The sequence below is a fragment of the Burkholderia sp. NFPP32 genome, from assembly GCF_900119325.1.
GTDB lineage: Bacteria > Pseudomonadota > Gammaproteobacteria > Burkholderiales > Burkholderiaceae > Burkholderia > Burkholderia pyrrocinia_C.
This window is the reverse complement of sequence record NZ_FPJP01000013.1, coordinates 152254-165231: the sequence shown is the minus strand read 5'-3', so window position 1 is coordinate 165231 and position 12978 is coordinate 152254. Positions and strand designations below refer to the sequence as shown.

The window sequence follows — 12978 nt, the reverse complement described above, 5'->3', positions numbered from 1 at the left end:
CGGCAGCGAAAGCGACACTTGCTTACATCCGATACGAATCGAAATTGAAAGGGACATAGCGGGTCGGTGCGGGGCTGGCGATGGTCCGGCACGTACCGGCGACGGGCTCGGCAAGTGAGCGGCAAGCGCGATCCGGATGCGGTCGTTGTGCACGAACAAGGCAGCGAGACCGCATGACGGCGCGCGATGCCGTTTGGGCGCACCGGCGTTCGGCGCTATCATCGCGTCACCTTCCACTTAGCCGGCGCGTCGCACGCCGGCCCGGCCTCATGCGTCCACCCCGTCTCGACCAACTCGACGATCTCGACCGGCAGCTCGTCGCGCTGCTGCAAGCCGATGCGCGCGCAAGTGTCGCGGATCTCGCGCGCCAGCTCGACGTCGCGCGCACGACGGTCGTCGCACGCATCGCACGGCTCGAACGCACCAACGTGATCGCCGGCTATAGCGTCCGGCTCGGGCAGGACGTGCTCGACGCGAGCATTTACGCGTATGTCGGCATCATCCTCACGCCGAAGTTCGGCAAGGATGTGTTGCGCAAGCTCGACCGGATGCCCGAAGTGCAGTTGCTGTGCGCGGTGAGCGGCGAGTACGACTACGTCGCGTGGCTGCGCGCCGATTCGCCCGAACGCCTCAACGACCTGCTCGACCAGATCGGCACGCTCGAAGGCGTCGAACGCACGACGACGTCGATCATTCTTTCGCGCAAGATCGATCGCGGGACGATCGGCGGCTGATGCACACCTCGCGACATCGCATTTGATGTCGCAGTCGAGTATTCCGCACGGATATCTGCCTGATCCGCGAGCGCATTCGTGCGCGCCGAGGGCACGAGCCTCCACATAGTTGAACCGCCGTGCCCGATGTTCCGCAGGGGCACGGACGGCCGTTTCCACGCGTCGTTCGACGCATCCATGCCGCATTCTCTTGCGCACTTCCGCACATGACGAGCGCGCGCGTCGTTCCTCCTTCTTTTCCGCCTTCGAGAACGCAGGCCGTAACGGTCCGCTTGCGGCACGAGCTATACGCGATTTTTAGATGATTTGGTCGTTTAGACGAAATGACTCGTTATTTCGTCGAAATAATCGGTCGTTTCGCATCATTCTTCGTCTTGGAACTGATTTTGCGCGTCCCTAAACTGTGTTCATGGCTCAACGCCGTCCACAACACCAACCCATCATCAGGAGATAAGCGCATGAAAATCGCCATCGTCGGCGCAGGTCTGATCGGCCACACCATTGCTCACATGCTGCGTGAAACGGGCGACTACGAAGTCGTCGCGTTCGACCGCGATGCGGATGCGCTCGCAAAGCTGTCGCGCGAAGGCATCGCGACGCAACGGGTCGATTCAGCCGACGCGAACGCGATTCGCGAAGCAGTGAAGGGCTTCGATGCGCTCGTCAACGCGCTGCCTTATTACCTCGCGGTCAACGTCGCCGCCGCCGCGAAGGCTGCCGGCGTCCATTACTTCGACCTGACCGAAGACGTGCGCGCGACCCACGCGATCCGCGAACTGGCCGACGGTTCGGACCGTGCGTTCATGCCGCAATGCGGCCTCGCGCCGGGCTTCATCGGCATCGCCGCGCATGAACTCGTGAACGGCTTCAGCGAAGTGCGCGACGTGAAGATGCGCGTCGGCGCGCTGCCCGAGTATCCGACCAACGCGCTGAAGTACAACCTGACGTGGAGCGTCGACGGCCTGATCAACGAGTACTGCCAGCCGTGCGAAGCGATCCGCGACGGCCGCAAGCAGTGGGTGCAGCCGCTCGAAGGCCTCGAGCACTTCTCGCTCGACGGCACCGAATACGAAGCGTTCAACACGTCGGGCGGCCTGGGCACGCTGTGCGAGACGCTGTCGGGCAAGGTCGAGACGCTCGACTACAAGTCGGTGCGCTACCCGGGCCACCGCGAGCTCGTCCAGTTCCTGCTCGAGGACCTGCGCCTGTCGACCGACCGCGACACGCTGAAGTCGATCATGCGCCGCGCGGTGCCGTCGACGAAGCAGGACGTCGTGCTCGTGTTCGTCACGGTGACGGGCGTGAAGGACGGCCAGCTCGTGCAGGACGTGTTCACGCGCAAGATCTTCGCAAAGGACGTGTGCGGGATGCACATGAGCGCGATCCAGATCACGACGGCCGGCGCGATGTGCGCGGTGCTGGATCTGTTCCGCGAGAAGAAGCTGCCGCAGAGCGGTTTCATCCCGCAGGAAAAGGTGTCGCTGAAGGCGTTCCTGTCGAACCGCTTCGGCAAGCTGTACGAAGGCGGCACGATGGAGCGCGTGCACGCGGTGGCCTGACCACCCGCCAGTTTCAGGCACGAGGGCCGTACGACGCCGGGAGCGCAGCAGCGCTTCCGGCGTTGTTTTTTGGGGGAGAGAAGGGCGTAGGTGCCGGTCAGGCCGGCAGCGGCGGGACGATCGTCGCGGCGGGCGCGGGCGGCACGATGCGGTACAGCAATGCGTCGACGTCTGCGTCGGACGGTGCGGTGTTGTCGAACATCACGATGCCGTCGCATTCGTGGCCGGTCGGTACGAAGCGGCGCTGCCGGTATTCGTCCCAGTGCGCGAGCTTGTACGCGTCGTTCGGGTTGCCGCGCGCAACGATCCGCGCGTGCGCGACGTCTTCCGACGTGTGGACCCAGACGACCGTCAGCGTGACGTCGGGCGCGATGCCGAGCCATGCGCGGTCGAGGATGCGCCGGTCGCGCACTTCGCGCGACAGCGGGCCGACGACGATCGCGCTGATGCCGAGCGCAAGATTTTCACGGGCCGTGTCGAGCAGGCCGTGGTATTCGGGATCGCGCAGATGTTTCAGGTAGAGCGGGCTGTCGCGGTCGTTCGGATCGTCGGTGAGCGCGCCCATCGCGGCCGAGCTGTAGCGGCCGTACAGCGTGTCCTTGTCGAGCAGGCAGAAAGCTTCGCCGGTCGCGCGCATCAGCGGCCCGATGAGCCGCTTCGCGAGCGTGGTCTTGCCGGTGCCGGCGTGACCGCAGAAGAACACCAGGTGCGTCACGAATATTTGCTCCCCGCCCCCTGGCTCGACGTGTCGCTGCGCGAGAACACTTCCGCTTCCAGCCACATCGCGTTGATGATGCCGAAGCCGAGTGCCACGCCGATGCCGAGTATCCACGAGAAATACCACATGGGTCTGTCTCCTTGACGGTTGGGCCGCACGGCCGTGCGGCGTACGTGCCGAAGTGCGTTGGTGCGCGTGCTGCGGTGCACGCAGCACGATCATGACCAATATCGGTGTGCCGCGCAAGCCGGGCCGACCGTGCAGCAAACCGGTAAACTGATGTGCAAACCGCAACATCACGGACAACATGCTGATCAACTGTGCTGCATACCAGGACGGCCGCAAGCTGGCCGACATCGATATCGACGCCATCAGCGACTACGTGTCGAAGCCCGAATGCTTCGTGTGGGTCGCGCTGAAGGATCCGACGCCCGACGAAATCGACCTGATGGGCGAGGAGTTCGGGCTGCACGAGCTCGCGCTCGAGGATGCCCGCAAGGGGCATCAGCGGCCGAAGATCGAGGAGTACGGCGATTCGCTGTTCGCGGTGCTGCATATGGTCGAGCTCGACGGCGACGGCGAACTCAAGGTCGGCGAGCTGAACGTGTTCGTCGGCCCGAACTATGTGCTGTCGATCCGCAACCACACCGAGCAGGACTTCCGCGACGTGCGCAAGCGCTGCGAGCGCGAGCCGCATCTGCTGCAGGAAGGCTCGGCGTTCGTGTTCTACGCGCTGATGGACCAGGTCGTCGACCGCTATTTTCCGATCCTCGAAACGCTCGGCGCCGAGCTCGAGGAACTCGAAGACCGCATCTTCACGAAGGCCACGCCCGCGTCGTCGCGCGCGATCATCGAGGATCTCTATTCGCTGAAGCGTCGCCTCGTGATGCTGCACCAGCACACGGCGCCGCTGATCGAGCCGCTCGCGAAGCTCACGGGCGGACGCATTCCGCAGATATGCAGCGGGATGGAGCACTACTTCCGCGACGTGTACGACCATCTGCAGCGGATCGTGAAGACGATCGAAGGGCGGCGCGAGATGGTCGTGACGGCGATCCAGGTCAACCTCGGAATGATCTCGCTCGCCGAGAACGAGGTGACCAAGCGGCTCGGCTCGTTCGCCGCGCTGTTCGCGATTCCGACGATGATCGCCGGCATCTACGGGATGAACTTCGCGAACATGCCGGAGCTGCACCTGAAATACGGCTTCTACGGCTGCATTGCGGTGATGGTCGTGGCCGATCTCGCGCTGTGGTGGCGCTTCAAGCGGGCAGGGTGGCTGTAGCCCCGCGCGTCTAGCGCGGCGCGTGCTTGCCGACCACGACGCGCCACGGGCGCACGCGCCAGGATTTCACGAGGCCGTTCTGCACGTACGGATCGGCGCGCGCGAACGACTCGGCCGCTTCCGGCGAATCGCCTTCGAACACGAGCACGGCCTGGTCGGCCGGGTCCGACAGTGCGCCGGCGAGCACGAGTTCGCCGCGCTCGGTCGCGGCCTGCGCGAGCGCGAGATGCTCGGCGCGGAACGGTTCGCGACGGGACAGGTAATCGTCGACGAGTTCGTAGATCAGCTGGTAATGCATGCGTTGCTCCGGGAAGGGGCGGCGGCTGTGGCCGGTGTGTCGGCGCGGCCGTCGGTCGGTCTGCTGCGGCCAGTATAGGACAGCCGGGCGGCGGCGGCGCGACGCAAGCGGAAGCGTATTCTCGCTCTCTAGAATGCAACTAACGGTCTGGCTGTCCTACGCCCTGAGATTGCCGCCGCGAACGCGCCGCTGATGCATGGGCTTTTGCATCTCGTTCCACAAAGCCGAGACACGAAGGTCCGTCCAATGATGCTGCAGCGTCTGCAGGGCAGGCCCCGGCAGAGGCGACGCGATCATGAACTGTCCGCGTCGGCGGCCCGCGTCTACGCCTTGTATCCGATCGTGCGCAGCAGATCCTTGCGCCAGCGCACGTCGTCGTCGTTCTCGATGCCGAGCGGCGGAAAGCCGTCGACGACGCCGACGATCCCGCGTCCTTGCGCGGTTTCCGCGACGATCACGTCGGTCGGGTTCGCGGTCGCGCAGTAGATCCGGCAGACCTCCGGCACGGCCTTGATCGCATTGAGCACGTTGACCGGATAGAAACCGTCGCCGAGGAACACGATGAAAGCGTGCCCGGCGCCGATTGCGCTCGCGTTGCGGCACGCGAGTTCGACGAGATCCGCATCGGTGCCGGAACGGCGCACGAGCCGCTTGCCCGATGCCTCGCAGAACGCGAGCCCGAAACGGATGCCGGGCACGGTGCCGACCAGCGTCTCGTGGATGTCCTCGACGGACTTGATGAAATGCGACTGGCCGAGGATGAAATTCATGGCCTCGGGCTTGTCGACGGCGACGGTTTGCAATTGCAGCATGGCGGACCTCGTCTGGCGATGCGGCGCGCGCCGCAATGGGCTCTCCAAGCTTAGTACGCGGCGGCCGGCGCCGAAAGCGGCGGGCGCGTCCTATCCTTCGTTGTGTATGGTGCCGCGAGCGCGAATGCAAAGGAGGGGGACATGGACGTGCGACAGGGCTTCGTCGACTGTGTGGGTCGCACACCGTTGATCCGGCTGGCGAAGCTCAGCGCGGAAACGGGCTGCGAGATCCTCGGCAAGGCGGAATTCATGAATCCGGGCGGCTCGGTGAAGGATCGCGCGGCGCTCTACATCATCCGCGACGCCGAGCAGCGTGGCGCGCTGAAGCCGGGCGGCACCGTCGTCGAGGGCACGGCGGGCAACACGGGCATCGGTCTTGCGCATATCTGCGCGGCGCGCGGTTATCGCTGCGTGATCGTGATTCCCGACACGCAATCGCCGGACAAGATGGCGATCCTGCGCACGCTCGGCGCCGACGTGCGCCCGGTGCCGGCGGCGCCGTACCGCGACCCGAACAACTATCAGAAGATTGCCGGGCGGCTCGCGGACGAACTCGACAACGCGGTATGGGCCAACCAGTTCGACAACGTGGTCAACCGGCAGGCGCACTACGAGACGACCGGGCCGGAAATCTGGCGCGACACGGCGGGCACGGTCGATGCATTCGTCTGCGCGACCGGCACGGGCGGCACGCTGGCGGGTGTGAGCCGCTACCTGAAGGAGCAGAATCCGGAGGTCCGGATCGTGCTGGCCGATCCCCACGGCAGCGGGCTCTATGGTTACGTAAAAACGGGCGATCTCGGCGCCGAAGGCAACTCGATCACCGAAGGCATCGGCTCGACGCGTGTCACCGCGAATCTCGCCGGCGCGCCGATCGATGACGCGGTGCGGATCGACGATACGCAGTGCGTGAAGATGGTCTACCGGCTGCTGCGCGAGGAAGGGCTGTACGTTGGCGGATCGAGCGGCATCAACGTCGCGGCGGCGGTCTGGCTAGCGCGCCGGATGGGCCCGGGACACACGATCGTGACCTTGCTGTGCGATCGCGGCGACATCTATCGCGCGCGGCTTTTCAACCGCGAATGGCTGCGCGAAAAGGGGTTGGAACCGGAGGGGGAGCCTGAATGAAGAAGGGGCGAAGCGGCGATTTCCATCGGCCCAAATGCGACCTATGCTGAACAAATCCGGAGCGAACTCCGTTCGCCCGATTCGCCCAGACGAGGTGTGCCATGCCTGTATCTGCCACCCTGCAGGATTGCCTGCGCCAGAAGTCATCGCGGTACGAAGTCGTGTACCACCCCTATAGCCATACGAGCATGGAGACGGCCGCCGCCGCGCATATTCCCGGCGATCGCCTCGCGAAAACCGTGCTCCTCGAGGACGACGAGGGCTACGTCGCCGCCGTGTTACCGACGACGCACGCCGTGCGCCTGTCGGATCTCTGGGTGAAGACGGGCCGCCATCTCGTGCTCGCCCGGGAGGTCGAACTGCGCGAACTGTTCAAGGATTGCGACATGGGCGCGCTGCCGCCGGTCTGCATGGCGTACGGGATGAAAACGTTCCTCGAGGAACGCCTCGCGCAGCAGCCGGATGTTTATTTCGAGGCCGGCGACCACGAAGCGCTGATCCACATGACCCAGGACGAGTTCCTGGCGCTGATGGAGACGGCCGAGCGCGCGCATTTTTCGCACAAGATGCAGGGTATGCAGTCGTGATTGCGCGGCGCGTGCGGTGACGCGCGGGGCTGGCGCGCACGTATGCGTGCCGAAGTGTGGGCGACATGTTCGTGCGCCGGGACTTCGCGTGTCATCCTCCACGGTTAATTCGATATACGAAATGGTTTGGAGGGCTTTCACGTTGTGAAGGTCCTTCTTATGTTTGTATCGGATTGCAGATCAATTGTGACGCGGGCCATTCGTGCTCTCGATGTGTCCCGGGAGCGGTGTCGGCGACTAGAGGCGGGGGAGCGCAGGCACTGGACGACCGATGTCGGCATTGGCGACATGAAGGGATAAGCCTTGCACGTCGCTTCAGGGGTGAACCATTTTGGTGCGGCGTGGGAAATATGCGGATATTTATGTCGAAATGATTCAACATTCGATTTCGAATATACCCATACAAATCAATTACCATTTCAATAATAAAAGATGGATTTATGCTTACCAAAATATTACTTGAATAAATCCTCCAAACTTTGTATTCGGGCATCAAATAAAGTTTGACGGCAAAATTTTTTCCTTGCTATCTTCTGCACCCAAGTGAACGGCGCCACTGACATCACCGCGTAACGAACGGTGAATCGTCATACGAAACACGAAGTCGCGCCAGCACAGCTGACAATTGCCTGACCGTGCAGGCGCGTGGATTTCCGGCGTGACACCGGGCCGCGCCGGCCGGAACGATTCCTTGAAAAAGAATGAATTTGAATTCGAATGTGATTCTTTCAATTCGGATTGCTAATTGAATTTGAAATGAAATGTTCGGGTTGATGCGGTGGCGATGCCGACCTGGCTCCGTCTCCGGCAGCAACCCGAAACTGGGCGAATCGCTTGGGGGATGCATGGTGGGCATGAAAGTCGAAGAAGGTTTGACTACTTCGAACAGCGGACTGGCTACGCTGGGGCGTCCGCGAGAGTTCGGCAAGAAACAGCAGAATCCGGTGCGCCGGTTCGGCGGCATCGGAATCGTCCTGGTACTGCATGCAGTGCTGATCTACGCATTGCTCAACGGCCTCGCGACGAAAGTCGTGCAGGTGATCCAGCATCCGATCGAAACCCGCATCATCGAGCCGGTCAAGCCGCCGCCGCCGCCGCCGATGCCCGTCGTCAAGCTCCCGCCGCCGAAATTCGCGCCGCCGCCACCGCCGTTCGTCCCGCCGCCGGAAGTGCCGGTGCAGGCGCCGCCGCAGGCGACGATCACGCACCAGTCGGCCCCGGTTCCTTCCGCGCCGGCCGTGCAGGCGCCGGTCGTGGCGCCCGCTCCGGCGCCGGCCAAGCCGGTCAGCCATGACGTAGGCGTCGTCTGCCCGAATTCCGACACGCTGCGCGCGGCGATCCAGTACCCGAAGGAAGCGCAGGAAAACAACATCACGGGCGACGTGACGATCGAATTCGTCGTGGATGCGGAAGGGAACATCACGAACGAGCGCGTGGCGCAGTCCGCCGATCCGATCCTCGATCGCGCCGCCTACAACACCGTGAAACGGTTCAAGTGCGTCGCGCAGGGCCAGCCGGTACGGGTCCAGGTGCCGTTCTCGTTCAATCTGAATTGATGCAGTGGGCGGCCCGGCACGCGCCGGGTCGAGGAAAACCATATCGAACTTAAGTATTAAGTTCACCGAAAGAACTGGAGTGGGGTATGACGAAGCGTTCACTGGCCGCGCTGGCGGCAAGCATGTTGATGTCCGTCGCGGCAGTCGACGGGTTCGTTGCACCGCAGCTCGCTCATGCGCAGGCAAGCGGGGCGGCCGGCACGTCGGCGCAGGCCGCGGCACCGTCGGCCACGCCGGCACCGGCACCGGCACCGGCCGCCGCCGAGCCGGCGCCGCCGCCCGCGCCGGCCACGACGGAAGCGGTCGAGAATCCGTACGGCCTCGGCGCGCTATGGAAGAACGGCGACTTCGTCGCGCGTTTCGTGCTGATCCTGCTGGTGATCATGTCGATGGGAAGCTGGTACATCATGATCACCAAGTTCCTGGAACAGTTGCGCGCGAATCGTCGCGCGAAGCTGGCGGACGCCCAGCTCTGGACCGCGCCGTCGCTGGCGGAGGGCGCCAGGCTGCTCGACGAGGCGTCGCCGTTCCGCTTCATCGCCGAAACGGCGATCGAGGCCGGCGAGCATCACGAAGACGCACTGCTGGAAGCGGTGGACCGCAACACGTGGATCGACGTATCGGTCGAGCGCTCGATCACGAACGTGTCGAACCGGATGCAGGACGGGCTCGCTTTTCTGGCCACGGTAGGCTCGACGGCCCCGTTCGTGGGGCTGTTCGGCACGGTCTGGGGGATTTATCACGCGCTGACGGCGATCGGCATCGCGGGCCAGGCGTCGATCGACAAGGTCGCGGGCCCGGTGGGCGAGGCGCTCATCATGACCGCAATCGGCCTTGCCGTCGCGGTGCCGGCGGTGCTCGGCTACAACTTCCTGGTCCGGCGCAACAAGTCCGTGATGGAACGCGTCCGCAACTTCGGCGCGCAACTGCACACGGTGCTGCTGGCCGGCAACCGGCGCCCGGTGCGCGCGTCGGCGCCGGCGGCATCGCTCGCGAACTGATCGGCTGACGGAGACGCGCGATGGCCATGAACGTCGGGCAGGACGATAGCGACGAGGTGATCGCCAACATCAACACGACGCCGCTCGTCGACGTGATGCTGGTGTTGCTGATCATCTTTCTGATCACGATTCCGGTCGTGACGCACACGATCCAGCTTCAGCTTCCGAAAGAGACGGTGCAGCCGCTGCAGACGACGCCGAAAAGCATCGAGATCGCGGTGAACCGCGATGGCGATTTCTTCTGGGGCGAGCAACTGGTGGATGCGTCGACGCTGCTCGCGAAGCTGAAGGGCGTGTCGCAGCAGCAGCCGCAGCCGAGCGTCCACGTGCGGGGCGACCAGAACACGCGCTACGAGTTCATCGGCCGGGTGGTCACGATGTGCGAGCGTGCGGGGATCGCGAAGCTGTCATTCATTACGGAGCCGCCGGCGCGCGGTGGCTAGCGTCGCACGGGAATTGCTGCGAAGCATGGGGCCGGAGTAAGTGCCGAAGCACCCACTCCAGCCGACATAACCGCTAAAGCGCTAACGCTGATCGACCGCGAAGCATGGGATCAGATGCGAAGCATGGGGCAGAGTAAGTGCTGAAGCACTTACTCGGATCGACAGGAGTCGACGATGGGAATGAACGTGCCTTCGGGCGGAGGCAATGCGGAACCGGACGTGATGGTCGACATCAACACCACGCCGCTGATCGACGTGATGCTGGTGTTGCTGATCATGCTGATCATCACGATCCCGATTCAGATGCATTCGGTGAAGATGGATTTGCCGGTGGGCAATCCGCCGCCGCCGGCGACACCGCCGGAAATCGTGCAGATCGACATCGACTTCGACGGCACGACGACGTGGAACGGCGCGCCGGTGCCGGACCGCGCGGCGCTCGAGGCGAAGCTGACCCAGGTGGCGGCGGAACCCGTGCAGGCGGAGATCCATCTGCGGCCCAACAAGCTGGTGCCATACAAGGACGTGGCGGCCGTGCTGGCATCCGCGCAGCGCGTGGGTGCGACCAAGATCGGCCTGATCGGCAACGAGCAGTTCATGCAATGACGAAACGGACGAGCCGATGAACCAGCGACGATGGAAACGGATGATGGCGGTGACCGCGCTCGGCGCGGCATGCATGCTCGGCCGGCCGGCGCTGCCGGCGGACGCGCTGCGGCCGGACGTGGCGAAACCGTTGGCGGCGGCGCAGGAGCTGTACCGGGCGCACAAGTATCGCGAGGCGCTCGGCAGGATCGCACAGGCCGCCGCCGTGCCCAGCCGGACGCCGTACGAAACGTACATGGTGGAAGAGATGCGCGGTGCGGCGGCGATGGCGGCCGGCGAGTCCGGCACGGCCGCGCAGGCGTATGAGACCGTGCTGAACTCGGGGCGGCTGTCGGGCGAGGACGAGCAGCGGACGACGGCGGCGCTCGCCGGCATCTACTTCCAGCAGAAGAACTACCCGCTGGCGATCCGGACCGCGCAGCGCTACCTGAAGGTGGGCGGGACGGATCCGGAAATGCGCACGCTGCTCACGCAGTCGTATTACCTGTCGAACGATTGCGCGCCGGTCGTGAGCCAGTTGAAGGCGAGCACGGACGCGCAGGCGAATGGCGGACACGCACCGGATGAAGGGCAGTTGCAGATGCTCGCGACGTGCGCGCAGAAAATGAAGGACGGCAGCGCATACCGCGGTGCGCTCGGGCTGCTGGTGGCCTACCACCCAAGCCCCGCGTACTGGGACGAAATGGTCACGGCCATTCGCGGCAACCCCGGGTATCTGTCGTCGCTCGACCTCGACATCTACCGGTTGCGCCGGGCGACGGGGTCGCTCGCGACGGCCGACGCGTATATGGAGATGACGCAGCTCGCGCTGGTTGCGGGGTCTCCCGCCGAAGGCAAGCAAGTGATCGACCAGGGGTTCGCGTCCGGCGTACTCGGCAAGGACGCGCAGGCGGACCGCGAGAAGCGGCTGCAGGCGCTCGCCGCCAAGCGCGCGCAACCGGGCGGGGACGCCGCCGCGCCGGCGGCGCCGATCGACGCGGGCATGAACCTCGTGTTTGCGGGCCACCCGCAGCAGGGCTTGCCGATGATGGAGCAGGCGATCGCGAAGGGCGGGCTCGAGCATCCCGACGCGGCTCGGCTGCGGCTCGGCGAGGCGTACTACGTGGCCGGTCAGAAGGCGCGCGCGGTCCAGGTGCTGCGCACGGTCAAGGGAGCCGACGGTTCCGGCGACCTGGCAAAACTCTGGACGGCGGTGGCGTCCCGGTAACGCAACGGAAGGGCGCGACGGCGCGCAACACGGGCGCGGTCGAAAAGCGGCGGGCCGCCGCGGCAGTATGGCAGCACGAGTGCCTGACGGTCAGGTTAAACGAAGAAAAGGGGCAGCCTTGTTAGTTAGTAAACCGAATGAAATATCCGAAGGCTGCGCGACCGTGCGGCGACGGTGCCGTGCTGCGCCGTGCGCCGCCTGCACGCAACGGCAGCGCGCAGCCGGGTATCGCACCGGGCCGATCGCGTCATCGCATCGGTCAAGGATCGCCGACATCAAATCGATTTCGACTGCGAGGCTCCGACTTTCCATGGTTTTGCCCCCTGATGAGTCGGTGCTCGTCGCCGTGTCGCTCGGCAACAAGATCCGGGCGCTGCGCCAGCGCCTGAAACTCACGCTCGACGAAACGTCCACGATCGCCGGCATTTCGAAGCCGTTCCTGTCGCAGGTCGAGCGCGGGCGGGCAACGCCGTCGATCACGTCGCTGGTCCGGATCGCGAAGGCGCTGGGCGTGACGATGCAGTATTTCATCGACACGCCGACGGAGGCGCGCTCGGTGTGCCGCAGGGACGCGCTGCAGTATTTCCAGTTCGCGAACTCGGCCAGCCAGTTCGCCAGGCTGACGAATCTGGTGGATGGCCGCAAGCTCGAAGCGATTCTCGTCCGGATGCCGGCAGGGCAGTCGCCGTCCGAGATGACGACGCATGCGGGTGAGGAGTTCGTCTATGTGATGCGCGGGCAGGTCGCGCTGACCCTCGAGGATTGCACGCTCACGCTGAACGAGGGCGATACCGCGCATTACGAATCGACGATGCCGCATGCGTGGCGCAACACGGCCGATGAAGAGGCGGTAATCGTCTGGGTCGGCACGCCGAGGTTGTTCTAGCCGGGGGCGGCCGGCGCTGCGCGCCGCGATGAAGGAGAAGTACCCGATCGACAGTGGATGGCATGCGGTACGGCGCGCGAGTCATGCTCGTCGCCAGCAGGATTCGCCGTCCATCGAATCGGGAGGTAGCAGGGAAGTGCGCTCAATGTAGGTAATAA

At 64.6% G+C, this 12978-nt stretch carries 15 protein-coding genes; 11 read left to right on the top strand and 4 right to left on the bottom strand.

Features of this window, described 5'->3' with window-relative positions; all coding sequences use genetic code 11:
• Positions 1-269: 269 nt before the first annotated feature.
• Both BT264_RS23490 and BT264_RS23485 read left to right on the top strand, forming a co-directional pair.
• Positions 270-734 carry an Lrp/AsnC family transcriptional regulator gene (locus BT264_RS23490; protein ID WP_006481526.1) on the top strand — a complete coding sequence of 155 codons (465 nt, stop codon included), beginning with the start codon at positions 270-272 and terminating at the stop codon, positions 732-734.
• A gap of 458 nt (positions 735-1192) precedes the next feature.
• Complete coding sequence (locus BT264_RS23485; RefSeq protein WP_034181371.1) at positions 1193-2293, top strand: saccharopine dehydrogenase family protein; 1101 nt, start codon at positions 1193-1195, stop codon at positions 2291-2293.
• 97 nt (positions 2294-2390) lie between these two features.
• Here BT264_RS23485 and BT264_RS23480 read toward each other — a convergent pair whose 3' ends face one another.
• Together BT264_RS23480 and cydX are read right to left on the bottom strand one after the other, a co-directional pair.
• Positions 2391-3008 (bottom strand): P-loop nucleotide/nucleoside kinase family protein, encoded by a 618-nt coding sequence (locus tag BT264_RS23480; RefSeq protein ID WP_034181372.1) that lies wholly within the window; start codon positions 3006-3008, stop codon positions 2391-2393.
• Entirely contained in the window at positions 3005-3139 is a 135-nt protein-coding gene (gene cydX / locus BT264_RS23475) for a cytochrome bd-I oxidase subunit CydX (protein WP_072441221.1), read from the bottom strand. The genes BT264_RS23480 and cydX overlap by 4 nt, the downstream gene beginning before the upstream one ends.
• 179 nt (positions 3140-3318) lie before the next feature.
• Here cydX and corA point away from each other — a divergent pair, with 179 nt between their 5' ends.
• A complete protein-coding gene (gene corA / locus BT264_RS23470) occupies positions 3319-4296 on the top strand; it encodes a magnesium/cobalt transporter CorA (protein ID WP_072441218.1) in 978 nt (325 codons plus the stop codon).
• 10 nt (positions 4297-4306) lie between these two features.
• Here corA and BT264_RS23465 read toward each other — a convergent pair whose 3' ends face one another.
• Positions 4307-4594, bottom strand: coding sequence for a YciI-like protein (locus BT264_RS23465; RefSeq protein ID WP_072441215.1), 288 nt, complete (start codon positions 4592-4594; stop codon positions 4307-4309).
• Positions 4595-4917: 323 nt separating this feature from the next.
• A complete protein-coding gene (locus BT264_RS23460; RefSeq protein ID WP_110281371.1) occupies positions 4918-5406 on the bottom strand; it encodes an adenosine-specific kinase in 489 nt (162 codons plus the stop codon).
• A 141-nt stretch (positions 5407-5547) separates the two neighbouring features.
• On the opposite strand from BT264_RS23460, the gene BT264_RS23455 reads away from it, so the two are divergent.
• The 8 genes from BT264_RS23455 to BT264_RS23420 all read left to right on the top strand — a co-directional run bounded on the left by BT264_RS23455 (position 5548) and on the right by BT264_RS23420 (position 12820).
• Positions 5548-6534, top strand: a complete 987-nt coding sequence (locus tag BT264_RS23455) for a cysteine synthase A (RefSeq protein WP_072441212.1) — start codon at positions 5548-5550, stop codon at positions 6532-6534.
• A 101-nt stretch (positions 6535-6635) separates the two neighbouring features.
• Complete coding sequence (locus tag BT264_RS23450; RefSeq protein WP_072441209.1) at positions 6636-7121, top strand: aminoacyl-tRNA deacylase; 486 nt, start codon at positions 6636-6638, stop codon at positions 7119-7121.
• A gap of 854 nt (positions 7122-7975) precedes the next feature.
• Positions 7976-8677, top strand: coding sequence for an energy transducer TonB (locus BT264_RS23445; RefSeq protein ID WP_072441411.1), 702 nt, complete (start codon positions 7976-7978; stop codon positions 8675-8677).
• Positions 8678-8763: 86 nt separating this feature from the next.
• Complete coding sequence (locus tag BT264_RS23440) at positions 8764-9678, top strand: MotA/TolQ/ExbB proton channel family protein (RefSeq protein WP_072441206.1); 915 nt, start codon at positions 8764-8766, stop codon at positions 9676-9678.
• A gap of 20 nt (positions 9679-9698) precedes the next feature.
• Entirely contained in the window at positions 9699-10121 is a 423-nt protein-coding gene (locus tag BT264_RS23435; RefSeq protein ID WP_072441203.1) for an ExbD/TolR family protein, read from the top strand.
• A gap of 174 nt (positions 10122-10295) precedes the next feature.
• On the top strand, positions 10296-10727 hold the full coding sequence (locus tag BT264_RS23430; RefSeq protein ID WP_072441201.1) for an ExbD/TolR family protein: 432 nt from the start codon (positions 10296-10298) through the stop codon (positions 10725-10727).
• Positions 10728-10743: 16 nt separating this feature from the next.
• Entirely contained in the window at positions 10744-11934 is a 1191-nt protein-coding gene (locus BT264_RS23425) for a tetratricopeptide repeat protein (RefSeq protein WP_072441198.1), read from the top strand.
• A 310-nt stretch (positions 11935-12244) separates the two neighbouring features.
• A complete protein-coding gene (locus BT264_RS23420) occupies positions 12245-12820 on the top strand; it encodes a helix-turn-helix domain-containing protein (RefSeq protein WP_072441194.1) in 576 nt (191 codons plus the stop codon).
• Positions 12821-12978: the final 158 nt, after the last annotated feature.